The organism is Mycobacterium sp. 1164966.3 (assembly GCF_001665395.1).
Classification (GTDB): domain Bacteria; phylum Actinomycetota; class Actinomycetes; order Mycobacteriales; family Mycobacteriaceae; genus Mycobacterium.
The window spans coordinates 108,059-132,810 of record NZ_LZSG01000001.1 but is presented as its reverse complement, the minus strand read 5'-3'; the positions used below and the strand labels follow the sequence as shown (position 1 = coordinate 132,810).

Here is a 24,752-nt window from a genome sequence, read left to right as displayed (position 1 = left end):
GCGTCACAGTCGGCCTCCAGCCTACCGTCGGCGCCAAGAGCGCACGACCCTTTGGCAGTGCCGGCAATGGCTGATCGCGACCGATTAGAATTTGCGGCCACGATTTTGCTACCTTAATAGAAATACGCAGCCCGGGCGGGTTATGACGAAATTGGTACGGCTCACAAAGGTAAATTCCCGGCCCTGCATGTCCCTCTATTAAGGTTCCGCCATGATGGTCGCGAAGAGTGCGCTCATTTCGTCGACTGGTCCGCCGGGCACGGTGTAGTCCGCCTCGTCGCGGATTTCCGCGAAATGGTCGCGGACATCTTCGATGGACAGCGCGGAACTGTAGAAACCTTTTGTCCTGCCGATGAAGAAGCGTGCGACGTGTCCGGCGCCGACGGTGTAGATCTCGCCAGAGACCGGGCAGTCGCGGTGCGTCAGGAAGGCCACCACCGGCGCGACCCGGGCGGGGTCCAGCCTCTGCAGGTATTGGCCCACAAGCTCGTCCAGCACGGCGCGGTCCGACGCGTCGTCGGGCTGACCGGCTACATCGATGGAGTGCGTCAACATCCGGGTGTAGGCGATCGGCGCTATCGCATTGATTTTGATGCCGCGCTCGGCGCCCTCGGCGGCCAGGACGCGGGTCAGGCCGATCAACCCGGTCTTGGCCGCGCCGTAGTTGCTCATGCCTTCGGCGCCTAGGATTCCCGCGGCCGAGCAGGTGTTGAGGATCCGGCCATAGCGCTGCTCGCGCATCACGTGCCAGGCCGGCCTGGTGACATGGAATGCGCCGCGCAGGTGCACATCCAAGACGGGTTCGAATCGCTCGGCGGTCATGTCCTCGAACGGCGAGTCGCGGACGATGCCGGCATTGTTGATCACGATGTCCACGCGCCCCCAGGCGCGGAGCGCGGCTTCGATGATCGCCTTTCCACCTTCCGGGTCGGTCACGCTGTGGGTGTCGGCAACGGCGTCACCGCCGAGTTGGCGAATCTCCGATGCGACGGCCCTCGCGGCTTCCACGTTCGAGCCGTCACCGGTGACTGACCCGCCGGTGTCGTTGACGACGATCCGCGCACCGCGCGAGGCGAGCAGCAGGGCATACTCTCGCCCCAAGCCGCCGCCCGCGCCGGTGATCACGGCAACCTGCTCGTCGAACCGCAGGTGCTCGCTCGCTGTCACTGAATCCCCAACGTCGCGTTGATTTTCCGGGCCAGAGCCGTTACCAGCTGACCGCCAGTTCCTTCATGCCGTAGATGTCGGCTTCCTTGAACTTCAGCTGATCCGCTGCGACGGCCAATTTCAGTCCGGGTAGTCGCCGCGCCAGCGTGGCGAATGCCACCTGCATCTCCACTCGCGCGAGGTTCTGCCCGATGCATTGATGCACACCGTAGCCAAAGCCCAAGTGCCCACGCGGGTTTCGGTCGGCATCGAATACCTCTGGGTTCTCGACGAATTCGGTGTCCCAGTTTCCGGAGGGCAGATTCATCAAGACCGGGTCCCCGGCTCGGATCAGTTGACCGCCCAGGGTGAGGTTTTCGGTCGCGATCCGGTCGACCTGGCTGTGCACGATGGAGAGGTAGCGCATCAGCTCTTCGACGACGTTGGCGATCACGCTCGCATCGCCGGTCTGGCCGAGCCGCTGGTAAACGCCGGGATGTTGCAGCAGCGCAACGGTTCCCAACGAAATCATGTTGGCAGTGGTTTCGTGGCCGGCCTGCATCATGATCACACTCGTCATGGCTGCGGTCTCATGGTCGAGCTGGCCCGTCGCGATGTATTCGGTTGCCAGCCGGCTGATCAGGTCGTCACCGGGTTCGCGCTCTTTGCGCCGCACCAACTCCTGGATATAGACATACATTGCTCCGAAGGCGGCCGCCTTCTCCTCGTCGGTGGACCTGGTGTCCAATCCGACCGTGGTCTGATGCTGGAAGAGCTCGAGGTCTTCGGGCGGTACGCCCAACAGCAGCGCAATCACCATGGATGGCACCGGCAAGCCGAAGTCCCGCACGAGGTCGGCGGGCGGTCCGATGCCGATCATCTCGTCGAGATAGTGGTCGACCAACGCCTGGATCTGCGGCCGCATGCCCTCGGCACGGCGGAAGGTGAAACTGCCGGTCACCATGCGCCGCAACCGATGATGCTCGGGGTCGTCGACGCGTGCGAACATCACCGGCGCGCTCTCGCCCGAGGCCGAGGGCTTGACGGTGGCGGGAATCGTGTCCGCGGACAGGCGCGGATCCACCAGCGCCGCTCGGATGTCCTGGTAGCGGCTGACCATCCAGGTCGGCTTGCCGTGGTACATCACGCGCCGAAGCCCGGCCTGGTGTCGCCAATCCGCGAATGCGGCCGGCGGTTTCAGTGGGCACTGCGGATCGCGCGGGACGGGTATGACGGGCAACTCCGCCGGTGCAGCGGAAGTTTCTGAAGTTTCGGAATTTTCGGAAGTCTCGGAAGTCTCGGAAGTCATTGTCATCAGCGGTATTTCCGGTTAAATGGCAGATGGCTGTCAATTAGTCGAGCGTAGAACTCACATGACCCGCAGTCAACTGTCAGTTAGCCTGGCAGCGTGTCCGCCGTCGCCGACCGCCCATTGCGCGCCGATGCTGCCCGCAACGCGCAGCGCATTCTGCACGCGGCGCGCGCTGTGTATGCGGAGTCAGGCGCGGAGGCATCCGTAGAGGCCGTCGCCCGTCGTGCCGGTGTCGCGGAACGAACGCTGTACCGCCGGTTCCCCACCAAGGGCGACCTCGTCCGCGCTGCCCTGGATCAGAGCATCGCCGAGGATCTCAACCCGGCGATCGAGGATGCGATGCGCAATGCGGACCCGTTGCACGGCCTGGCCCAATTGATCGAGGCCGCAATATCGCTCGGCGCCCGCGAGCACAACTTGCTGACCGCCGCGTACCGGTCCGGTTCGCTGACCCCCGACATCTCGACATCGCTGGACGAAGCGCTGGCCGAGCTTGCCCGCCGAGCCCAGCAAGCCGGCTCGGTCCGCGCCGACCTGGTCGGCGACGACCTGCCGCGTCTCATCGCGATGCTGCATAGCGTGCTCTGGACCATGGATTTGGGCAGCGAGGGGTGGCGACGCTACGTGGCCCTGATCATCGACGCGATCGCGACCGGCGAACGACGCCCACTTCCCCCCGCGGCCGCCTTCGTCTATGCGCCGGAGAGCGGCTGGCCCATGTGATGCGGAGCCCCGCCGCGGCTCTGCACCGAGATCGGTACCGGCATGTGCAGGGCCAGCTGGCCCTCGGTGGTGACGTCGAGTTGAACGGTCCTGAGCGTTTTGAGGGATCGCAGGTCGTCAGCCATCCGCCCACTACCGATTTCGAGGTCAACGTCACGAGGGAAGAGCGCACTCCCCGCTGCGAGCACATTGGTCTGACTCAGGGTCGAATGCCATGCGCGATCGATCAATGTGTACGAAGTGAGCGTTGAGACGCGCTCGCCGGCGGGGTATTTCGTCTGCTCGGGCGTGGCTACCGAAAGCGCCAGGTCCGTCTCGCCGGTGTCGTTGGCCACCCGGGCCGTGGTCTTGCTGGCGTCGATATCGACGTCAATGTCGGTGACCCACTTGGGGAAGCCGTACCCGTCGTGGCCGCGGACCTGGGCGATATCGGTGTTGACCGGTAGGGACAGCACGTACGAATGAAGATGGTCGTTCGCAAGGCCGGCGACGAAGTCGGCAAATCCGAGTCGGCCGTGGCGGGCCGGCCTGACGGCGACCCCGACGGCGGCTTCGTTGTAGAAGTCGATGTCACACACGTCGTAGCGAAAGAAAATGACCGAGACCAACCCGATACCCGGCGCGACCTCCAGCGGGGCCAACTCGTCGGGTAGCCGAGTGCGGATCTCGCGCGAACGGGCGAGCATCGTGAGCCGTGCGGTTGAGATGCGGTAGTAGAAATTCGGGGTGAGCGTGGGGCCGATTGGGGATTCGACCTTGGTTTTGGGCAACCGCCGAAAAAAGTCCACGCTGCTGACGCGGGGATCGCGGGCGACTTCGTCGAGGTTGGTGTTCATCCGATAGCGTTCGTACAGACCGCCTTTCGGAACCCTGACGACACGATCGCCGAGATCAACGTCGATCGTGTCCTGGTGGGTCGATGACATCGTTTATCTCACTTTTCGGATGCGGCATTGACGTCGGCGACGAGGCGCTCAGCCAGTTTCTCCGAGGACTGTGGGTTCTGTCCGGTGTAGAGGTTCCCGTCGACGACGACGTAGGGCCGCAGCGGAAGTAGCGCCTTGGAATACTCGACCCCGGCCTCTTTCAATTTGTCCTCTAACAGCCACGGTGCTTTCTTGGCGAAGCGATTGAGCAGTTCCTCCCGGTTGGACAAGCCAGTCATCCGACGACCCGCGAATGGTGACTTCCCGTCGGGACCGCCAGCGGCGAGGATCGCCGCCGGCGCATGGCACAGCAAAGCCAGTGGTTTGCCGGAAGAGAGTCGATTGGCCAGCAGAGCACCCGAAGTCTGGTCGTACGCAAGGTCTTCCATCGGACCGTGGCCCCCGGGATAGAAAATCAGGTCGAAGTCGTCGGGGTCGACGGCGTCCAACGGCACCGGGGTGGCCAAGGCGGTCTCGATGCTGTTGAGGTAGCGCTTGACTTTGCTGCGCTTCCACGGCATTCCGCCGGAGATGCCGAGGCTCAACTGGTCGAGTGTCGGGGCCTTCCCGCCGGGAGTCGCGATGGTGATGTCCCATCCGGCCTCGGAGAATATCCGGTGCGGCATGGCGACCTCTTCCGCCCAGTAACCCGAAGGGTGCACCGTCCCGTCATTCAGGGTCCAGCGGTCCGCCGCCGAAACCACCATCAGAACTTTTGTCATGCTCCTGCTCCTTCTGGCTTACAGCGCCGTGGACCCGAGCGCAATGTATGCAGTGCTTACATTAGCTGGCAAGGCGCTACCTGTCAACGCTGGATCGCGTTAGCCGAGTCCGACGAGATCGGCCGAGATTGTCCATAATTCGTCGATAAGCCGTCGGTCGTGCGCTTGCCGGTTCTCGGGCCCTCGGGCGCGGTGGCGGTGGAAGTAGATGCCGTTAATGGCAGGGTCGGCGCCGCGTTCGGCCAGCGCAATCAGCGGAGCGGCTCCCTGCTCGGGTGTGATCGTTCCAAGGTGGCGCAGCGGGGTGCGATATAGCAGGCCGACGAAGCGTGAGTCTCTACCGAAGCTCGACACAGCGGGGCCGGGATGCACTGCGGCCGAGACGATTCCGTCACCGGACCACCGTTCGGCGATGCCGCGGGTGAACAGGATGTTCATGAGCTTGCTTGTTCCGTATGCACGCGTCTCGAATGCATGGCGCCGGTGATAGTCCAGGTCGCCCAGATCGATCCGGCCAAAGAGGTTAGCGACACTCGAGGTGTTCAGCACGAGTGCGCTATCGGCCGCCGCGAGCCGGTCGTGCAGCAGGTTGGTGAGCAGGAACGGCGCCAGGTGGTTGATCTGGAAGTTGGGTTCGTGGCCGTCGGGCGTGCGCAGCTTCGGTGCGAATGTGCCGCCCGCGTTGTTCATCAGAACGTCGATCTTGCCGGCGTGCTCGCGGATCTGGTCGGCGAGTGCGCGGACGTCATCGAGGCGTGCGAAGTCGGCGGTCAGGGCAGTGGCCCCGGTGTCGGCGGCAACCGCCGCGAGTTTCTGGGCGGACCGCCCGACGACAACCAGGTCGACCGAGGGCCCCGCCAGGGCTCGTGCGGCTACGGCACCGATGCCGTCACTCGCACCGGTGATCACAATCGTTCGTGGGGGTCTAGTGGACATCCGTATCTCCGATGATCGTGTTGTCTGCTGGGTGCTCTGGTGAACTTAGCGCTATCCGACGACACCAACTTCGGGTGCGTTGACGTCGTAGCGTTCCTGCGACGTGAGCCATCGTGAGTAGCTGCGCAGGGCGCGACGCTGCACAAGCTGATCGGCGATCAGCGCAAAGGCCGGGCCGACACCGGGTGCGGGGTTCCTGCCGGTAGCCATCCGGCGCAGCTGGTGGCGCACCTGCGCCATGCCGGCCAGCGAGGCGAGCGCTTTGTCCGACCAGGTGATCGGCTTCAATTTCTTTGTCGCTTCCAGGTTTTCGCGCCAGCGGTTAGGCAGGTCGGGGGTTGTCGCCAGCGCTGTCCCCATGCCGATCACCGCGACGCGGTTGGCCAGCACGTGTTCAGCGGTATCCCGTTGGGAGATTCCGCCGGTCAGCATCAGGGGTATCGGACTGACCGTGGCCAGTTCCGCGGCCAGCTCCAGGAAGTACGCCTCGCGGGCGGCGGTCCGTCCATCGGCGGGACGACCGGACATGGCGGGGCTTTCGTAACTGCCGCCGGACACTTCGACGAGGTCGACGCCCAGCGGCGCGAGCATGTCGATCACTTTGCGTGCATCGTCGGCGTCAAAGCCGCCGCGCTGGAAATCCGCGGAATTGAGTTTCACCCCGACGGCGAAGCTCGGCGACACCGCAGCGCGAACGGCGCGCACGGTCTCGAGCAGCAGCCGTGCGCGGTTCTCCAGCGAGCCTCCCCATTCGTCGGTGCGGGTGTTCACCAGCGGGGAGAGGAACTGCGACAGCAAATAACCATGCGCAGCGTGGATTTCGACCCCGTCGAAACCGGCCAGCTCGGCCCGCTGGGCGGTGGTGGCGAACCGAGTGATGGTGTCGCGGATCTGGTCTTGCGTCATCGCAACCGGGCGGCCAAACCGCTTGGAATGGCGGCCCACGTCGACGGCGATATCCGAAGGTCCCCAGACAACTCCCGGCATGTTCGCCTGGACCTGCCGGCCGGGATGACTGATCTGCATCCACATGGCCGCGCCGGCGGCCTTGCCGGCGTGTGCCCAGGCGGCGAACGGCTTCAGCGGGGCGTTGGCGTCCAGCACGATGCCGCCCGGCCCGGTCAGCGCTTCAGCGTGCACCATGACGTTTCCCGTGATCAGCAGGCCGGCGCCGCCGGCGCCCCAGCGTCGGTACAGCGCGACCAGGCGCTCATCGGGCAACTGCGCCTGCCCAGCCATGCCCTCTTCCACGGCCGCCTTCGCAATCCTGTTGCGCAAGACCTGACCGGATCGCAGCTGAATCGGCGAGAACAACTCAGCGGGTGCTGGACCTTTCGACATGGAAACTTCCTTCGGTTCTGGATGTTAGCAGCGCTAACTCGGAGCGTGCTGCTAACATTAGGAATTAAATGTAAGCGGTGTCAACACATGTGAGGACTGCCACAAATGGTTACGGCGACGAGGTCGTATCACCATGGCGATCTACCGGGTGCGCTCGTGCGGGCCGCCGTGGAACTGCTCGAGGAAAGGGGTGCGGCCGAGCTGTCCCTGCGGGCCGCGGCACGGCGCGCGGGCGTTTCCACGGCGGCGCCATACCGCCATTTCGCCGATCGCACCGCCCTGCTGTCGGCGGTGGCCGCCGTGGGCTACCGCGATCTGGCCGCACACTTGGCCGCAGTGCGCACCTCGCCGCGTACGGCCGACGACCTCGCCGAAATCGCAGTCGCCTATGTCCGGTTCGCACTGGACCGGCCGGGACTCTTTCGAGTGATGTTCGCCGAGCCGTGCGATCCGACCAACCCCGAACGGGTAGCGGCGGTGGCAGCGATCACCGACTATGTGAAAACCATTGCACAGCAGTTCTTCCCAACGGCCGAAGCGGAGTCGATGGCGACCGCGTTGTGGGCGCTGGTGCACGGGCTGGCATTTCTCCACCTCGACGGCAAGTTCGACGCGTCATCGCCCGGAGCGGTGGCCGACCGGGTCCGCGCGGCAGTGCGCGCGATGCATGGTCAGATCAGTTGACTAGCGGCGCAGCTACTTTCGGCGTGGATTGGCGACCGCAGTCAAGCCGAGAGCCAGCGCGATGGCGCCGACGACGATGAGCGGATGCCACCACCTGGTGCCGAGCCAATAGACATGAGTGCCGACCAGGCCGGGATGGTCCTTATCAGTGCCGAACAGCCAGCTGCGTACCCAGTATGTGGTGAGCGCCAGGACCGCGCCGACAAGCGTGAAACACAGCAATGCGAAAAGCGTTCTGCTGGAACGTTGCCAGGTTCCCAAGACGATCAGATAGCCGCCGACTCCGGCTACGATCGTGCCGACTGCCCCGACCTGTCCCGCGGATTGAATCGCGGCCGCAGCACCCAGAACCAGTAGTACCGCGCCGGCGATGATCGTCGACCTGGCCACACCTTTGGTCCACGACACCACGCGATATCCGGCCAGCGTCAGGGTTCGCAGGGTTATCAGCGCGGGCTTCAAGACGCCGGGCAACCGTCGGATGGAACCGGCCGCCGCCGACGCCGTCGCTGCGGCTTTGGTGAGGGTCTGCGCCATCAAAGGCGAGCCTTTGTCGGTCGCAAATGTTTCACGCGCAACGGGATTGGAGTTCAACAATCTGTACTTCGCATCTCCCGCGGGCGCGGCCAGAACCTGCTCGGCCCAGCTTCGGGATTTCGTGGGGCTCCAGTCGGGCTTCTTTCCCGGCTGCGGATCGACAACCGCCTTGGCCAGCCCGTCGAGTTCGTCGTCGAGGATGCGTCGCTGCCAGGCCTGCGCCAGCCACAGCGCGGTCAGCGGAATGCTGGGCGGCAACGTGTGCCCCGAATCATCCAGAAATGCAAGCTCGTTCAGCAGCGCCGTCTCGGTGAGACCGCCTGAGCTCGGAAGGGTGAGGTTTGCAAGTGCTGCGAGCTTCCCGAGAAACCAACGCGCTGCCGGTCGCGGCTCGGTGGCATCCTGGTATTCGGCGGCGCGCGCCTGGACGATCCACTGCACCCGTCGCGGATCCAGCACCACGTGGACCAGCCAACCAGCCCCGTCGAGCCGGCCCCACATCCAGTCGTTGGCTCGCCACGACCGTTTGTAGAAAGCGCCGAAATGGTGGAATTGCATGCCGGTGAGCTTGTCCTGGGCCGTTTTCCAGTCCGGCGCGAGCAGGCTGCGTGTGTCTGCGCTGACTTGGACGAGCTCGAGGGACTGCTCGATGTCTGCCTCGGCCGGAAGCATCGCGCGCTGTGTGGCGGCCAGATCGAACAGCTTTCGCGCAACGGACTCCGGATCACGAAGCGGCTCAAAGTAATTGAGATAGGTCAGCAACGGGCTGAGTTCGGGGTCGGCCAGCGCCGTCAACGTCTCGCGACAGGTCACCAGCGCTGCGCCAAGTCCGTCCCAGGCGTCCTCCGGCACCTCGCATTCTGCGAGATAACGCTCAGCGAGCGTGCCGGCCGCGTCCGCGAGCGACCCGTTCCGAACTTCGTCGTCGGTGCATACCTGGTACACCAGCGCGGCAAGATCGACCGGTACCGGCGGCGGGCAGGCGCCATGGATATCTTCGGTGAGTTTGGCCAATGCGGTGATGTGGTCCGGAGACGTGGCGAGTCGATATGCCGCCCGCGCGACGGCGATGGCGCATGCTTTCGCGAGGTCGTACGCCGGTTGGCTGTATTGAGCAAGGTGGGCCGTGGTCTCCGGGAGTGATTGCGGCCAGTGCTGCCGGATGGATTCGGTGATCCGTCGGCGGCACACCCGTTCGGCATCACCGCCGATCGCGAGCTCGGATCGCCAGTGTTTCGGAATGCTTTCGCTCGACTCGTCCGAGGTCGGCAGCCACGTGCTGAGCTGGCGAAGCAGCGCGTCGGTGAGGGCTTGAGCGTGCCTGGTCGCCTCCCGTTTCCCGTAGTCGACCAGCAGCGACGCGTTCAGCAGTCGAGATCCCGCGACCGCCCCCAGCTCTGCGAGGTGCAGTTTGGTGTCTGTGCGTGCTTCCATCCGGTCCTGGTGGGCCCGGATCGCGCGCAGGTCCGCGGCGATCGACTGCGTCGTGACCGCCGCCAGGTCCTTGAGCAGCCCGTCGACCAGCCCAAGTGGCTGGTCGACGTCGTCCTGCGGAGCCTGCAGCGTCACGTCCGGAGCCGGTCCGGCCGAGGGTACGACGAACAGCAGCACGCGGCGCACCGCCCGTCGGGCTGGACGGTCGAAGATGCGCTTGAGTAGTACGTCGATGGGTTGGTTGTCGAGCAGCCCGCCGTCGGCGGACCAATGCGGGCGAGTGATGTTGGTGTAGGGCGCCATTGGTGGTCGGGCGGGCACATCTCCTTTCCTGGGTGTGCCTTTCGTGAAGGGGAGGAAAGAGGGCTCGAAGGCCAGCGGGAACGACGCCGAGCTACGTGCCGCCAGTGCCAGGGCTGCTGAATTGCCGTCGTCGGCGAGATCGGTTTCGGTGAAGGTGAATATGCCCCGCCGGTCCACATCTTGAACGAGCGTGCCGTAGCAGTCGGTGAACCTGCTCGTCTCTCCGCTCAGCAATGTGGTGGTGACGTACAGCGTGGTGGAGGGGAGCGCATTCGCCGAGGGTGGGAACGGACCGGTCGCGAGTTGTGGAATCTGCTGCGCCAGTTCGGCATACATGCGCTCGTCACCGTACAAGAGGGACGGTGTGTTGTTGTCTGTCGGGTCGCGCAGCAGTTCGGTCAGAGCTCCGAGATCGAGCCAAAGGTCGCGCAACCCGCCGAGGTCCGAACCCGTCGCTCGCGACGAAGCGAGCAGAGCCGCGCCGATGCCGCCCGCACTCGTCCCCGACAAGACGTCGATGTCCACGACCGTGTCGAGCAGGTCGATGAGTTCGGCGTAAAGCCGCAGCGATTCGGCCGACGCCGTAGGGAGTTGGTGGTCCGTCGGAACAGGACCGCCCCGCCTGCGCCATTGGGATGCCTGACCCAGCAGATTGATCTCTCGAGCAACCCCGGCCATCCAGATCGCCAGGCTGACACCACCTGTCATGGTCGTCGCCAGCCGGAGTTCTTGGGTCAACTCCGTCACCGGTTGCGGCTCGAACGGCATCGCGCCCCCCTCGATGTAACGGGGTCCGCCGTGCGGCTGTGGGCCCTTGGCCTAGATTGCCACGATCCGGGCACGGTTCACGTTGAAACGCCGTAGTGCACTATGCACAATCCGCCGCGCGGTGGTGACGGGGACAGAAGTCGCGCGTAGCCGGGCGCAACGGCCGTCGTCTAGCGATTGGTGTGTACTCAGGCCATTGGCTGTTAACCTACGGCTTTCATTGTGAACCTACGGTTTTCGGTGTGCACCTAGGGCGGAAATCATGGCGAATCTACGCCCAGCATTCACGCGCAACGCCCAGGATTCACGCGTAAAGGCCCAGTACCACGAATGTCGCCGCGGGTGCATTGGTGAGGCAACAGGGACTAACGTCGTGCCCGCCTACGCGCGGCAACGGCGGGTAACTCCGCTCACTTCTGCACGGCAAGCGATTTCGGGTGGGCCTTCACGCGCACCGAGTCAGGGTGCTTCGTCGAGCAGAACGGTCTTCGTTTCCAGGTAGGGCAACAAACCTTCACGGCCGCCCTCGCGTCCAATCCCCGATTGCTTGAATCCGCCGAACGCCGTCCCCATGTCCATCCGGAAGTTGTTGTGCCCCACGGTTCCTGAGCGCAGTTCAGCCGCAACCTTGCGGGCGCGAGCGGGGTCCGGGGTGAACACCGCCGCGTTGAGGCCATAGATGGTGTCGTTGGCGATGTCGATTGCCTGGCTGTCGTCGTCGGCCGGTATCACGCTGAGCACCGGGCCGAATATCTCCTCCTGCGCGATGACTTGCTTGTTGTCCACATTCGCGAACACGGTGGGCTCGATGTAGTAGCCGCGCTTCAGATGCTTCGGCCGGCCGCCGCCGGTGACCAGGGTTGCTCCTTCTTCGATGCCCTTGGCGATGTAGCCCTCGACCCGGTCTCGCTGACGTTCCATTGCCAGCGGGCCCATTTGGGTCGCGGCATCGAATGGGTCGCCCACCTGCACCGCCGAGAATGCGGCAGCCAGTGCGTCGGCGAATTCGTCGTGGCGGTTGCGGGGCACCACAATCCTGGTCAGCGATGCGCAAACCTGGCCGGACATCAGGCACTCGGCGCCTGCGAGTGTCGCTGCCGCCGTCTCGATGTCGGCGTCGTCGAGGATCACCGCCGCCGATTTGCCGCCGAGTTCGAGGGTGCACCGTGCGACCCGCTCGCCGCAGATCGCCCCGATTTTGCGGCCCGCCGCGGTGGATCCGGTGAAGGCGATCTTGTCGACCCGGTGATCGCGAACCAGCAACTCGGAGACTTCGCGGTCGGCGGTCACGACATTCAGCACACCGGGCGGCAGGCCGATGTCCTCGGCGATTTCGGCCATCAGGTAACCCGCGCCCGGCGCTTCGGGCGAGACCTTGATGATCAGGGTGCATCCGGCCAGCAGTGCCGGAGCGGCCTTGTTGACGATGAGGGTCAGGGGCGCATTCCACGGGACGATCGCACCGACCACTCCCACCGGCTCGCGGACCAGCAGACCGAATCCGCCGCGCGCCAATCCCGTTGCGGCAGGCTGGAATGGCTCCTCGAAGGGATAGTCTTCGGCCAGGTCGGCATAGAACTTGAAGACCCGGGCATCGCCGATGGCGGAGTACTTCGCCATCGAGAAGAGGGTGCCGGATTCGCGTGGCCACATCTGGCCGTAGTCGGCGGTGCGAGCCTCGAGTTGCGCGGCGATAGAACGCAAATACCCGGCGCGCTCCGCATGCGTCATGCGCGGCCACGGCCCGCGATCGAAAGCGTGCTTGGCGGCCGCAATGGCCGCGTCCATGTCGGCGGGCTGAGCCTCGGGAACCCGGAAGTACAGTTCCTCGGTACTCGAGTCGAAGACGCGGATCGCCGTGTCCGAAGTCGGCTTCACCCATTCGCCGTTGATGAAGAAACGGTCCGTATGGCGTAGCGGTACCTGATGGTCGGTGGCCAACGTCATTGTTTCGCCTCCTGCGGCATGCCTTTATTGCGCTGACTATAGGCCAGTACCACGTTCGATTGTGGGGTTGTGCCACGCGAAAGAGTCGGCCGGCGCGCATCAAGTAGCTTTTGCTGTGACCGATAACCAAATAGAGTACGAGACCTAGCGACACGAAGGAGAGCAGTGGTGAAGCGTGGCATCGTCATCGGCATAACCGCCGCAGCCGTCGTGGTTGCGGGTTGCGCCGGCTGTTCGAGCAAGAAGTCCGAGACGGGCGCCTCGAGCTCATCGGCACCCCCGGCGCCGGCCGGGCCGACCGTCATCGTCGACGGTCAGCGTCAGAACATCACCGGTCAGGTGACCTGCACGCCGGATGGCGACAACATCAAGATCGGCATCGGTGATGCTTCGAACGGCGTTGGCGCCGTGGTCAGCAACGCGGATCCGCCGATCGTGCATGCCGTCGGGCTGGGCAACATCAACGGCGTCACGCTCGGTTTCTCGGACGCCGCGCCAGGCCAGAACGACAAAGCGGGAGCCGAACGCAAGGGCAAGGCCTACGCGATCAAGGGCACCGCAAGCGGCAGCGACATCACTAACCCACAGGACCCGAAGCCGGTGTCCAAGCCATTCGAAATGACCGTGACCTGCCCGTAGCGGGGGCGAAAGAGGGGACGAGCTATGTCAAGGAAACGTGTCGCCGCCGCAGCGGCGGTTGCCGTGGGTGTCGGCTTCTCCGCCGTGATGGCCGACGCAGGGTTCGCCTATTCCGACCCGACGCCGACGCAACCACCTGGACCTACCAAGCCGCCGAGCGGTCCGACCGGCCCGACCGGTCCAGCCTCGACGCCGTCCAAGGCACCGGCCTCGACGCCGTCCAAGGCGCCCGCCTCGACACCGTCGAGCGCGCCCGCGTCGACACCGTCGAGCACTCCGGCCGCGACGCCGTCGTCGACGCCCGCATCCACCCCGTCGTCCACGCCGGCATCAACCCCGTCGTCCACGCCGGCCGCGAGTTCGTCGACCACGCCGTCTTCTACGCCGTCGTCCACGCCGGCGGCGAGTTCGTCGACTACGCCGTCATCGACGCCGTCGACCGGGCAAACCACCCCGGCGGGCTCGTCGTCGACGACACCTTCTCCGGGCATAACGGTGGTCCTCAACCCGCCGAGCACTCAACCTCCGCATCAGCCCTTCATCCCGCGCGCAACGACGAGAGCCAGCGCTCAAGTGGGTGGCCCGGTGAACATCACCTTCAACCTCGTCGGTCAGGGAGCGCCGCCTCCGCCGCCGCAGCGAGTCTGGTACTGGAACGACGGCCCGGCTCCCGGTCGTCAGCCATCCTTCTGGGAAGGCCCCCCGCCTCCGGGCGGGTGGGACGGCCCGCCGCCTCCCGGCGGCTGGAACCGTCCGTGGAGCGGGCCGCCACGCGACGTGGATTACGGGCGACGCTATTTCTCGCCGTTCAACTACAACAACTTCACCGTCCTACCGGTCTTCAACTGGCAGTACGGGGGTTGGGGTTACTGGCTCTTCGGCGTCTGGGTCCCCCTGTACTAGGGGGTACCGAGCGCACCCATGACCGTTCCGATTCCCACCGTGGATCTCGGTGACGGGCTGCACGTCAGCGCGATCGGGTTCGGCGCGATGGCGCTCACGCCGATCTACGGTGCCGTCGAAGACACCGAATCCCTTGCGACCCTTGACCATTGCCTCGATGTCGGCGTCACCTTCATCGATACCGCCGACATCTACGGCGGCGGTGAGAACGAACGGCTCATCGCCAAGCTGCTGCAGGATCGGCGTGACGAGGTAACGCTGGCAACGAAGTTCGGGATCGCGGGCGACCCGAGAGAGCGCGCTGCCGGCGGGACCCCGGTGCGTGGGGACGCGTCCTACGTCCGGCAGTGCATCGACGGAAGCCTGCGTCGGCTGAACACCGATGTAATCGATCTGTACTACCTGCACCGCCGCGACCCGAAGGTGCCGATCGAGGAGACCGTCGGTGCGATGGGCGAACTGGTGGCAGCAGGCAAGGTGCGCCATCTCGGGCTGTCCGAGGTGACCGCCGACGAATTGCGGGCCGCCGTCGCGGTGCACCCGATATCCGCCGTGCAAAGCGAGTGGTCGATCTGGAGCCGCGACGTGGAACGCAAGGTGGTGCCGACAGCGGCGGAACTGGGTGTGGGGTTCGTGCCCTACTCGCCGCTGGGACGGGGTTTTCTGACCGGGACCGTTCGCTCGGCGGCGGATCTGTCGTCGCCGACCGATTTCCGGCGCACCATGCCGCGCTTCGCCGAAGGCGCCCTGGATGCCAATCTGGCTGTCGTGGATGTGGTCAGGTCGGTCGGCGAACAGCAGGGAGCGACGGCCGCACAGGTCGCGTTGGCTTGGCTGCGGCAGCGTGGCGAGACCTTCGGCGTGCGCTGCGTGCCCATCCCAGGGACCCGGCGCGCGACCCGGGTGGACGAGAACATCGGTTCGCTGGCGGTGAGCCTGACCGCTGAACAGATGACCGCGCTTGACGAGGCGGGCTCGGCAGTCGCCGGTGATCGCTTTGCGGACCTCAGCTGGGTGTCGGCCGGGCGCGAGTAGCCTACCGAGGCTGGTTCGGCACGCCCGGGAAGTGCTGGGTGGTGGGGCCGGAGGTCACCCACCCGCCCAGCTTCGTCACCAGGTGCGGCGCGAAAACCGCGCCATAGAGCGCGTTTCCGATGACCACCACCGCGACGATGGACAGGATTGATGCCTGTAGGCGGCTGTTCGATCTCTTGTCGGCCCACATCTCGATGACATTTCGGCCTTCGGCATCGGTCCGGCCCAGCAGATAGGTGAAGACCATCATCTGCACACCCATGGCGAGCGAGTCGTAGAGGGGATATTGGTGCGGGGTCCCCTCGAATATCGCCAGGCCGGGAATCACGTAGCCGTAGTGGAAAATGCCGAGCTGTGCCCCGAGCACCGCGTTGAAGAACAGGGCCCAGCAGAACCCGACGACGAGCCCCACGGTGAGCAGGGGGATCGGCCGGCGCCAGTGGAACTTCGCGCTCAGCCATCGCCCAAAGCTGGCGCCGATGATGGCCGGTAACACGAAGTAGGCGATGTAGCCGATCGGTACCGACGACGGGAGCCCACCCCACGTCATGTTCAACGGCCACCACGACGGCATGCGGGGGAGTGCGGGCGGGAACTGCGCGTACATCGCCCAGTCGTAGGGCGCCTCGATCCATGAGAACGAGACCGCCGAGATGCACAGCAGCAGCAACGGGTGCAGGCGGCGCTGCCGGTAGCTCAGATACACCCCGATTGCGATGAACGAGATGCCGCCGACGTAGGCGAACGCAACGCCCGCCTTCAGCAGGGGCGTCATGCGTCGCGCTCCTGGCCCGGGGTGCGGCGCGCTTCGGGGTCGTAGCGCAGAACCAGGCCGAACACCAGGACGATCAGACCGAACAGCGTGCCAAGCATGATCACAGCGCCCACGTCCGCAGCCCTTTCGATGCGAGTTCTCAGTTAGGATAGTGCATACTATCCTAAAGCGGACCGAGTGCGGTTCGAGGAGTGGACACGGTGACCCAGCGACCAAGGCAGACGCCGAGCTCGGCCGAGCCGTCGGCGCCGGCCATGCGGCGACCACGTGGCGAGCCGCGCAGGCTTCTGCTGGACGCCGCCCGCAACTTGTTCGCCCGCCAGGACTACCGCAGCACCACGACGCGTGAGATCGCGCAGGCCGCCGGCGTCACCGAGCATCTGCTCTTCCGCAACTTCGGCTCGAAGGCGGCGCTGTTCCGAGAGGCCCTCGTTTTGCCCTTCACCGACTTCGTCGACGAATTCGGGCGAACGTGGCAATCGGTGATTCCGGAGGAGACCGGCGAGGAGGACTTGGCGCGGCACTTCGTCGGGCAGCTCTACGACGTGCTGGTGCAGCATCAGGGTCTGCTGCTGACCCTCATGGCGTCGGAGGCTCTCAGCGAAGAGGAAATGGCCGACGCCGGCATCGCCGACATCAGGAGTGCACTCACGGTGCTCGGTCAGATCAGCGCCGAAGGCATGAAGATGCGCGGGTTGCAGTCGGGGCAACCGGACCTGCCGGCCCACTCGACGGTGGCGATGATCGCCGGCATGGCCGCGCTGCGCTCGACGTTCTTCGGACCCGAGCAGCCGTCGAGGGAGGCGATCGTCGACGAACTCGTCCAGGCGACCCTGCACGGCTTCCTGCACCGCAACCAGTGAGGGGATGTGAGATTGACCGAGACCAGTGCGATCGAATTGTATTACGACCCTTTCGATTTCGACATCGACGACAACCCGTACCCGGTGTGGAAGCGGATGCGCGAAGAAGCGCCGCTGTATTACAACGAGAAATTCAACTTCTATGCGCTGAGTCGCTACGAGGACGTGGCGCGCGAGCTGCCGAACTGGGAAACCTACCGATCCGGTCGCGGGACCACCGCTGACATCTTGTTCAACAACATCGAAGTGCCGCCGGGCATTCTGCTGTTCGAGGATCCGCCGCTGCACGATCTGCACCGCCGGCTGCTGTCCCGGGTCTTCACGCCGCGGCGCATGCTTGCCGTCGAATCTCTGGTGCGGGGATTCTGTGTGCGCGAGCTGGATCCGCTCATCGGTGCCGGCGGTTTCGACTTCATCGCGGACCTGGGAGCGATGATGCCGATGCGCACCATCGGCTATCTGCTGGGCATCCCGGAAGCGGATCAGGCGAACATCCGTGACCGCAACGGGGCCTTCATCGAAATGGACAAGGCACGCAAGCCCGGGGAGGTCAACCCAAACCTATTCCAGGACACCATACTTCTGTTCGCGGAGTACATCGAATGGCGAGCGAACCATCCGTCCGATGATCTGATGACCGATCTGCTGCAGGCCGAGATCGAGGAACCCGACGGTACGCGAAGGCCGCTGTCGCGTACCGAGGTGCTGGCCTACACCGCCATGATTGCCGGCGCCGGCAACGAGACCACCGCCCGCTTAATCGGTTTCATGGGGCAACTGCTGTCCGAGCATCCCGATCAGCGACGCGAACTCGTCGCCGACCCGTCCCTGATTCCCGGTGCGGTCGAGGAAACATTGCGCTACGAACCACCCTCGCCGGTACAGGCCCGCTACGTCGCCCGAGACGCCCTGCACTACGGCCACGTCGTGCCGGAAGGCTCGTTCATGTTGCTGCTCAACGGATCTGCCAATCGCGACCAGCGGCGGTTCTCCGATCCCGACCGCTTCGACATCCACCGTCAAGGCAGCCACCTCAGCTTCGGGCAGGGTTTGCACTTCTGCCTCGGCTCGGCGCTGGCACGAATGGAAGCTCGGGTGGCCTTCGAGGAGGTCCTCAAGCGCTGGCCGGAATGGGACGTCGACTACGACAATGCTGAACGGGCGCATACCTCGAGCGTGCGCGGGTGGGCGCGGCTGCCCGTCGTCACCAGATGAGCCACGGTCGCCGCGCCCCTTCGCCGCCCTTGATGGCGATCTCGACGAAGTCAAGGCGTTGATGGCAGCCGGCGCTGAAATCGCCGCGCACGAAACCTTTACCATGCAACACCGCTTATGTTGCTGCACAGCACGAAATGATCTTGAAATCGTCAAGCTGGTAGTTGAAGCAGGCGCGTCCGGGCGTGTGGTTGGGCCAATTCGACCGTCGTCGCAGCCGAGTGGTCGGAACCGCATTCGTACGACGACCCTGCAGTAACTACTCCCGAATTGCGGGCTTTCTATCGCAACCTCGTCAAGGTGTTTCCGTCACCGACGAAAAGGGCGAGGGCCGGCTGTACCTGTGATGTCTCACAGGTTTTCGATCGGCACCGGCTCGATGCCTTCGCCATCAGGCAAGGTGAATCCCAGCATTTGCGCATAGAAGGAAAGCTCGGCGTCAAGCGCTCTGCGGATGTTCTCCGCGCGCCGGAAGCCGTGTTGTTCGCCCTCGAAGAGCAGGTAGGCGACGGGGACCCGCCGTTGGCGCAGCGCGTCGACAATGGTTTCGCTCTGTGCAGGGGGAACGATCGCGTCCTCGCTGCCCTGCAACACGATCAGCGGGCGGGTGAGCCGGTCGACATGGTGGATCGGTGACCGCTCGAGGTAGCGGTCGCGGGCTGCCGGTAAGGGTCCGACGAGCCCGTCGAGGTAGCGGCTTTCAAACTTGTGGGTGTCCCGGGCCAGCGCTTCGAGATCCGCGACGCCGAAGTGGTCGGCTCCTGCCGCGAACGGCGTGTCATCGCGGGCCAAAGCCGCCAGGGTGGTGAATCCGCCCGCCGAGCCGCCACGGATGGTGAGCCGTTTGGCGTCGACGCGTCCCGTGCGGGCGAGGTGCCGAGCGGCGGCGAGGCAGTCGGCGACGTCGACGATCCCCCAGTTTCCGGCGAGTTCCTTTCGGTAGACGCGGCCGTAACCCGTGGAGCCGCCGTAGTTGACGTCGACGACGGCGAACCCCCGGCTCGTCCAGTACTGCACGGCGGTGGAGAACACCGGCGACGCCGCGCCCGTCGGGCCACCGTGGATCTCCACGATCAGCGGCGGCAACTCGCCGTCCGGTCCCGTGAGCTCGGCATGCGCGGGCGGGTAGAAAAGCGCATGCGCTGTGCGGCCGCCTTCGCCCGGGAAGGTGATGTGCTCGGGCACCGAGATCCCGCGGGCGTCGACGCCAAGCTCGCGTGGGGCCCGCAGCGTCTCGACGAGGCTGCCGTCGGGGCGGAGGCGGTGCACGCCGGGCTCCTCGGTCGGCGACCCCGCGACGACGAGCAGCGTGTCATCGGCGGCCACGCGCAGCGTCGTGAACCGCGAGAACGGTGTGTCCAGGTCCGTTATGGTGCCGTCGGGCGGGCGGCGGGCGAGGCCGTCGTAGCCCTGGCGGGTCCGCGCGAACACCACCGAGCCGTCAGTGAGCATCGCATAGCGCGCCGAGCCGAACTGCCATGGTGGGACGCCGATTTCGGCGTCGATGCGCACGACGGCCTCGACATCGGTGCCCGGCGTGTAGCGATACAAGTTCCACCAGTTGCTGCGGTCGGACACAAACCACAGTGTGTTGTCGACGCCCCAGCGGGGTTCCAGCACCGACTCGTCCGGGCCGCCCGCGATCACCCGCTCCCTGCCCGTCGCGAGGTCGCGGATGACGAGCTCGGTCGAATCCCACGGCATCGACGGGTGGTTCCAGCGCAGCCACGCCAACGCGGTGCCGTCCGGCGACAGGCGCGGCGCCGCGACGAAGTCAGAGCCGGTGACCAGCACCTCGGGTTCGGACGGGGCATTTGCGTCGAGCCGGACGATCTCGTTGTCGACCTCGGCTGCCGACGGCCCGCGGTGGCGTTCGCGCACGCAGACGAACGAACCGCCGTCCGGGACGAGGTCACCGTCGGCGAACCGGTCGGCCCGCGGCATCGGAGGTTCGGGGGTGAGCGGCACCGGCTCGGCGCAGGATGCGAGCCGATAGAGCCGTTGATCCGCCCAGTTGGCGAACCACACGACGCCCGCGTGGGCCCACCACGCGCCCCCGCCGTACTCGTGGACGGCCGTGCGCGCGTTGTAGCCGGCGGGAAGCAGATCGGTACAGCTGCCGTCGGAGCTACGGCGTACCAGTTGGGTGCAACCACCCTCGGCCGGCCGCCCCTCCGACCACAAGACGTCGGACCCGTCGAGGATCAGCTCTCCCAGTCGGACGGCGCCCGCGACGACCGACGCAGAAGTGAATCGCGTAGGCCAAGACCCATAAGGTGCGGTCGTCACGTCTGCGTACGCTAGTCGCCCCCACCCCGGCCGCCCTTCGGCAAAGTGCTTACTGGCACTTGTCACAATGTCGCGACACCCGCAGACTGACTGATATGCGCGATCGGGAGACGATCGACTCGGAATTGCGGCTCATTGCCCTGCGCCGCCGTGAGCAGGGCGGTCACCTTTCGTCCCGAGAGGTCGACGCGCTGCTCGACGAGCGGCTGGGCCATCTAGTGGAGCCGCCCGAAACCCAGGCGGTTGCGACGCGGGAGACCCGCCGCGTCACGCCGAAGAAGCATAGGAGTGCGCTGCTGCGTTTCGGCCCCCTCGCGGCGTTGCCGCTGTCTCTGCTCGCCGTCGCCGCCGTGTTGGTAACAATGTTCTGGGTCCACAAAGCAACTCCAACGCAGCCGGCCGAAGCACAGCCGGCGGAGGCGTCGCCGCCGTCAGCCGCGCCACCCAGCCCGGCTTCGCCGCGCGACTCGGCCGGCCCGGCAGGACGGCCTGCACCGTCTTTCATCGTCGACACGGCATTCATCGATGTTTTGAAAAAGGACGGCGTTCCAGTTCCCAGCCAGGAATACGTCACGACCCACGGGCACGAGGTCTGCGGTTTCCTCGCGCACCAACCCAATTTCGCGGAGGCCGTCCGCTTTGTGCAGGGATCGACGATATGGGATGCCGATCAGAGCGCCAGGTTCGCCGCTGCTGCCGTCGTCTCCTATTGCCCTCAGTACGAATCTGCAAGTCTGGAACCGATCCAGCCGGGCCTGCAAGCTGCTCTCCCGGATCTGGAAGCCATCGAACGTGATCTGCGACGGATCCAGGGTGATCTGAAGGGCATCCGCGATGGTCTGCCGCCCCTACCCGGTCAGCAGTAACTTCTGGTGAGCCACTCACACTGTTGCGCAGTGTCAACGCCGAAGATCAGCGGAAGCGTCGCCAGAGGACGATGCCGACGACGACTGCCAGGACCGCCGCCGCCATGAGGCCGCCGCGTGATCGCATCGCAGTTGTCGCCCGAGCGGCAAGTTGGTTCTCATTCGTTTCTTGACTGCTCGACTGCTCTAGAACGGGTCGGACGCTTGCCGACGGACTTGGGTTGGCATGAACGCCCGGCTCCTGCTCGCGTCCCTTCCCTCTCGAAGATGATTCGGGGTTCGTTGCCGAAACCTGGCTCGTGGGCGCAGCACTCGGATCAGTGGCCGTTTTGGAGGCCGGCAGCTGTTGCTGATCGCGGCTGCGGCGTCGCCCGCGGCGCGGCACCCAGGCCTCATCTCCCAGCTCGTCCGGGATCAGCCACATCAGCAGCGCGAGGTTGACCACGGCCAACACGCCGTGCAGCAGGATGTGGGCAGCGTGGAGTCCCAACGGCGTCGGCATTCTCTGCGACGTAGCGACACTGCTGAAAAACAACAACATTGTGTAGGCCACCGCACTCAGCGCGGTAACTGTTACCGCCGCGCGGCGCTTGCCGACGGCCGCGACGGCCAATAACCCAAATGCCAGCAGTATTGCGTTGTGCGCTGGAGTAGAAGCCAATCCGAGAACGGGTGTGCCGGTGGGATCGGCATGCGGATGCAGCGCCCCGGCGACCAGCCCGGCACTGGCGAAGGCGCTCACCAACACGCCTTCGGCCAGTAAGAACCAACGACCGCTGCGGAAACGCCGCGGATCCATCGGAACCGTGCGCAACCGGGACGTCAGTCCGGGAACGTGCCCCGCGGTAACAGGCATCGCGCAGCCTCCAGCCTCAAGAATTCGTTTATATCGGCTACCCGCGATGGGCCGGACTACTCCTGCGGTCCACGCGGCGGCTGACCGAACATGGCATGGCCTACCCTGGCCGTGTCAACGTGGGAAATATCAGCGTGGGAAATCGTGGGAAATAGAAGTGGGACACTGGTCGGGTAACGGCAAGGCGCCGTTATCGGTGGTCGCACCTCCCCAGCCAGTGCGGTCCCGAAAGGTCACTAGATGAAAGCACTCCGGATTGCGGCGGCAGCCGCTCTGGCTTTCGCACCGCTCTCGGCGGTAGTAGCCAGCACGCCCGGAGTTGCACAGGCGGCTCCGTGTTCCGGCGCCGGGTCGAGCCCCGCGTCCTGCCAGGATTGTCTGAATTACATTGCGATATATGGCATTCCGACGCCACGTTCGTGCTACGAAGGTGCGCCGTCCCGGCCGGCCCAAACGGCCCCGAGCACCGCGCCACTGCCGGCTCCGGAGTTTCCGCCGGTGCCGAGCGTGCCGCCGGCGCGGACCCCTGAGGTCGTTCCGTCAAGTCCCCCTCCCCCGAGCGCGATTCCGGTCCAGGGCCCGACGATCAATCCCTTGGCCCCCGGGACGCCCAGAAACGCCTCGGTGGTGAAACCGCCGAAAGGGCTGGATGCGCCATTGGAGGCGGTCGCGGCCGCCAAGTCTGGGCCTGCGACGCGGGTTAATCCCGCGACTCAGCAGATGCTTCAGGTGGTGGATTTCAACCATCAGCTGCACGATGCTGCCCAATCCGGCCACGTTGACGTCGTTGAGGCCGATAACCAGGAGCTGACACGCCCCCGTCATTGGGACTACATCGACTACGACGCCTACCACCGCCCGACGCTGTATAACCCGCTCACTCAGGCGATGACCTTCCGCTTCTTCTATAACGGCGCCTATCGGGAGGCGTACGTGCCGGCCCGTGGCCGGATCGTGCTGGATGTGGCCACGGTCGGTCTGTATCCCTTCACCGCGGTCGGGGACAGCTATGTGGCGTCGGGCAGCTTCCACGGCGGGGCCTGGATACCGCCCCCGGACGGAAATGGCTCTCCGCCGCCGGACTACCTCCCACCGGCTACCCCGCAGGTGTACCAGGACGTCTTGGTCTCCGTCCCGGCCGATGACCAGATCGTGCAAGTCGGCCGCGTGGAAGTGGTGGGGCACGACGACAAGCAACCTGCGGGCAGCCAGGACACCTTCCTGCTCGACGACTCCACCTTGGCCTGGGGTCAGATCAACGACCCCGGCAGCAGCAGCCAGATCAAGGTCACCAAGACGCAGTCGCTACCGGGCGTCGGGCCGACCGACAATGGCAGCTACTTGGTGGCGCTTGCCGCTTTCAAGGAGCCCACCGCTTCCCGCCCCTGGTGGCCGTCGGTGCTGGGCTACGGAGGGTTGGCGATAGGGGTTTGCCTCGTCGCCTGGATGATCAGTCGCGGGACTCGAGAGGAGCCTGAACCGCCGGCTCCCAACGGTCGCTAGGGCGCGCCGGGTCGTTCAAGCGATGAAGCACCCGGGGTGGGGACAATCAACCAGCGGAATTTCACAATTTCTGACCTAGATACGCAGCTGGTGCATACGCTCGTTTCGACGAGTCGGGCGACGTCACCGACCCTGAGGATCACCAAACAGGGAGGTTTGGGTGAGTCATGGTGTCCGCCGGCCCAGGTCCCGCGTCGGCGCTGAACAGCCCCTTGTAGTTGCCGTCTCATGACAGCCCGGTTCTAGGCGGTGACGTCGTGGATACGCCGGACTTCTTTTACGTGCTATTTCTCGTTTTCTTCATCGCTATCGGCGCAATGGTATTCGGGGCGTGGGTCGCCAAGGCGCGGGCCGCAAAGGCGAGTGCCCAAGCCGCAAGGGCAAGACAAGCAGCCGCAAGAAACCGCGATGCTCACCCCTCGAGGCTTGAGCGTGAGGTGGTCCAGACCGACCACTCCGCCCACGCACGGAATTCCGATGTGGTTACGCAGCCAAGTAACCGGCGGAAGCAAGTCAAGATCGGCGCCCGCGCAGGTGCACTGACCGAGCGTTCCAAGCTCTATTGGGATTTCTGGGAACAGTTTCTTGACCGCGTTGGGACAGAACACTCCGGCTGGACAAAGCGGAGAACGTCCACCCGCGCGTCGCGGTTCAACCTTCCTACCGGCACGAGCGCGGTTGCCTACTCGACGGCCTTCACTCAGCACGGTCTCAGCGTCCAGCTGTACTTCAGCAGTCCCGATGCCAGCCTCAATTCGGTCAGGTTCGACGCGCTGCGTGCGACAAAAGATGAGTTTGAGCGGGCCCTGGGACGAGCCGCCGAGTGGGACGACAAACCCGGCAAGAAGACTGCCGCTATCTGCGTCACATCGCAGTTCGGCAATGTTGCGGACGTGGATCTGTGGCCCGCGATGCTCGATTGGGCGCTGGATCAGCATGTGCGGTTCAGGCAAGCGGTTGAAGCGGTCGATGGGCTCGCGAGACTCAAAGAAGCCAGACCCCGCGTGCGTTATGCGGAAGCTGGGTGAA

The 24,752-nt window shown here is 65.2% G+C and carries 21 protein-coding genes; 10 read left to right on the top strand and 11 right to left on the bottom strand.

Annotation, left to right across the window (positions count from 1 at the left end; genetic code table 11):
* Positions 1 to 198: 198 nt before the first annotated feature.
* Both A9W99_RS00550 and A9W99_RS00545 read right to left on the bottom strand, forming a co-directional pair.
* A complete protein-coding gene (locus A9W99_RS00550; protein ID WP_067371794.1) occupies positions 199 to 1,167 on the bottom strand; it encodes an SDR family NAD(P)-dependent oxidoreductase in 969 nt (322 codons plus the stop codon).
* Positions 1,168 to 1,207: 40 nt separating this feature from the next.
* A complete protein-coding gene (locus A9W99_RS00545; protein WP_082929747.1) occupies positions 1,208 to 2,461 on the bottom strand; it encodes a cytochrome P450 in 1,254 nt (417 codons plus the stop codon).
* Between the two features lie 93 nt (positions 2,462 to 2,554).
* Between A9W99_RS00545 and A9W99_RS00540 the strand changes: the two genes are divergently transcribed.
* A complete protein-coding gene (locus tag A9W99_RS00540) occupies positions 2,555 to 3,181 on the top strand; it encodes a TetR/AcrR family transcriptional regulator (protein WP_067371792.1) in 627 nt (208 codons plus the stop codon).
* Here A9W99_RS00540 and A9W99_RS00535 read toward each other — a convergent pair.
* From A9W99_RS00535 to A9W99_RS00520, 4 genes are all read right to left on the bottom strand, one after another.
* Entirely contained in the window at positions 3,151 to 4,107 is a 957-nt protein-coding gene (locus A9W99_RS00535) for an acetoacetate decarboxylase family protein (RefSeq protein ID WP_067371789.1), read from the bottom strand. The two genes, A9W99_RS00540 and A9W99_RS00535, sit on opposite strands and share 31 nt — an antisense overlap.
* A gap of 8 nt (positions 4,108 to 4,115) precedes the next feature.
* Positions 4,116 to 4,829, bottom strand: coding sequence for a type 1 glutamine amidotransferase domain-containing protein (locus A9W99_RS00530; protein ID WP_067371786.1), 714 nt, complete (start codon positions 4,827 to 4,829; stop codon positions 4,116 to 4,118).
* Between the two features lie 99 nt (positions 4,830 to 4,928).
* Positions 4,929 to 5,765, bottom strand: coding sequence for an SDR family NAD(P)-dependent oxidoreductase (locus tag A9W99_RS00525; RefSeq protein WP_067371783.1), 837 nt, complete (start codon positions 5,763 to 5,765; stop codon positions 4,929 to 4,931).
* A 51-nt stretch (positions 5,766 to 5,816) separates the two neighbouring features.
* On the bottom strand, positions 5,817 to 7,106 hold the full coding sequence (locus A9W99_RS00520) for an NADH:flavin oxidoreductase/NADH oxidase family protein (protein ID WP_067371781.1): 1,290 nt from the start codon (positions 7,104 to 7,106) through the stop codon (positions 5,817 to 5,819).
* Positions 7,107 to 7,211: 105 nt separating this feature from the next.
* On the opposite strand from A9W99_RS00520, the gene A9W99_RS00515 reads away from it, so the two are divergent.
* Positions 7,212 to 7,790 (top strand): TetR/AcrR family transcriptional regulator, encoded by a 579-nt coding sequence (locus A9W99_RS00515; RefSeq protein ID WP_067371778.1) that lies wholly within the window; start codon positions 7,212 to 7,214, stop codon positions 7,788 to 7,790.
* A 12-nt stretch (positions 7,791 to 7,802) separates the two neighbouring features.
* Here the strand turns inward: A9W99_RS00515 and A9W99_RS00510 are convergent, their stop codons facing one another.
* Together A9W99_RS00510 and A9W99_RS00505 are read right to left on the bottom strand one after the other, a co-directional pair.
* Entirely contained in the window at positions 7,803 to 10,832 is a 3,030-nt protein-coding gene (locus tag A9W99_RS00510) for a patatin-like protein (protein ID WP_082929746.1), read from the bottom strand.
* A 459-nt stretch (positions 10,833 to 11,291) separates the two neighbouring features.
* On the bottom strand, positions 11,292 to 12,779 hold the full coding sequence (locus A9W99_RS00505; RefSeq protein WP_067371775.1) for an aldehyde dehydrogenase: 1,488 nt from the start codon (positions 12,777 to 12,779) through the stop codon (positions 11,292 to 11,294).
* 168 nt (positions 12,780 to 12,947) lie between these two features.
* On the opposite strand from A9W99_RS00505, the gene A9W99_RS00500 reads away from it, so the two are divergent.
* From A9W99_RS00500 to A9W99_RS00490, 3 genes are read left to right on the top strand one after another with little or no spacing between them, the layout of a single operon-like run.
* Positions 12,948 to 13,418: a lipoprotein LpqH gene (locus A9W99_RS00500; protein ID WP_067372362.1), complete on the top strand. Its 471-nt coding sequence runs from the start codon at positions 12,948 to 12,950 to the stop codon at positions 13,416 to 13,418.
* 24 nt (positions 13,419 to 13,442) lie between these two features.
* Positions 13,443 to 14,321, top strand: a complete 879-nt coding sequence (locus A9W99_RS27650; RefSeq protein WP_067371771.1) for an MAP_0585 family protein — start codon at positions 13,443 to 13,445, stop codon at positions 14,319 to 14,321.
* Positions 14,322 to 14,339: 18 nt separating this feature from the next.
* A complete protein-coding gene (locus A9W99_RS00490) occupies positions 14,340 to 15,356 on the top strand; it encodes an aldo/keto reductase (protein WP_067371768.1) in 1,017 nt (338 codons plus the stop codon).
* A gap of 1 nt (position 15,357) precedes the next feature.
* Here A9W99_RS00490 and A9W99_RS00485 read toward each other — a convergent pair whose 3' ends face one another.
* Entirely contained in the window at positions 15,358 to 16,131 is a 774-nt protein-coding gene (locus A9W99_RS00485) for a spirocyclase AveC family protein (protein WP_067371765.1), read from the bottom strand.
* A gap of 200 nt (positions 16,132 to 16,331) precedes the next feature.
* Between A9W99_RS00485 and A9W99_RS00480 the strand changes: the two genes are divergently transcribed.
* Together A9W99_RS00480 and A9W99_RS00475 are read left to right on the top strand one after the other, a co-directional pair.
* Positions 16,332 to 16,994 (top strand): TetR/AcrR family transcriptional regulator, encoded by a 663-nt coding sequence (locus A9W99_RS00480; RefSeq protein ID WP_371514900.1) that lies wholly within the window; start codon positions 16,332 to 16,334, stop codon positions 16,992 to 16,994.
* A 12-nt stretch (positions 16,995 to 17,006) separates the two neighbouring features.
* Positions 17,007 to 18,209, top strand: a complete 1,203-nt coding sequence (locus tag A9W99_RS00475) for a cytochrome P450 (protein WP_067372356.1) — start codon at positions 17,007 to 17,009, stop codon at positions 18,207 to 18,209.
* A 351-nt stretch (positions 18,210 to 18,560) separates the two neighbouring features.
* On the opposite strand, the gene A9W99_RS00470 is transcribed toward A9W99_RS00475, so the two are convergent.
* Positions 18,561 to 20,498, bottom strand: a complete 1,938-nt coding sequence (locus A9W99_RS00470) for a S9 family peptidase (RefSeq protein ID WP_067371762.1) — start codon at positions 20,496 to 20,498, stop codon at positions 18,561 to 18,563.
* A 95-nt stretch (positions 20,499 to 20,593) separates the two neighbouring features.
* On the opposite strand from A9W99_RS00470, the gene A9W99_RS00465 reads away from it, so the two are divergent.
* Positions 20,594 to 21,364: a DUF732 domain-containing protein gene (locus A9W99_RS00465; protein ID WP_067371759.1), complete on the top strand. Its 771-nt coding sequence runs from the start codon at positions 20,594 to 20,596 to the stop codon at positions 21,362 to 21,364.
* A gap of 46 nt (positions 21,365 to 21,410) precedes the next feature.
* Here the strand turns inward: A9W99_RS00465 and A9W99_RS00460 are convergent, their stop codons facing one another.
* The gene (locus tag A9W99_RS00460) at positions 21,411 to 22,220 is read right to left on the bottom strand and encodes a DUF4383 domain-containing protein (RefSeq protein WP_082929744.1); all 810 of its coding nucleotides are present in this window, start codon (positions 22,218 to 22,220) and stop codon (positions 21,411 to 21,413) included.
* Between the two features lie 240 nt (positions 22,221 to 22,460).
* On the opposite strand from A9W99_RS00460, the gene A9W99_RS27645 reads away from it, so the two are divergent.
* Positions 22,461 to 23,723: a hypothetical protein gene (locus A9W99_RS27645; RefSeq protein ID WP_067371753.1), complete on the top strand. Its 1,263-nt coding sequence runs from the start codon at positions 22,461 to 22,463 to the stop codon at positions 23,721 to 23,723.
* Between the two features lie 257 nt (positions 23,724 to 23,980).
* A complete protein-coding gene (locus A9W99_RS00450) occupies positions 23,981 to 24,751 on the top strand; it encodes a DUF4268 domain-containing protein (RefSeq protein WP_067371750.1) in 771 nt (256 codons plus the stop codon).
* Position 24,752: the final 1 nt, after the last annotated feature.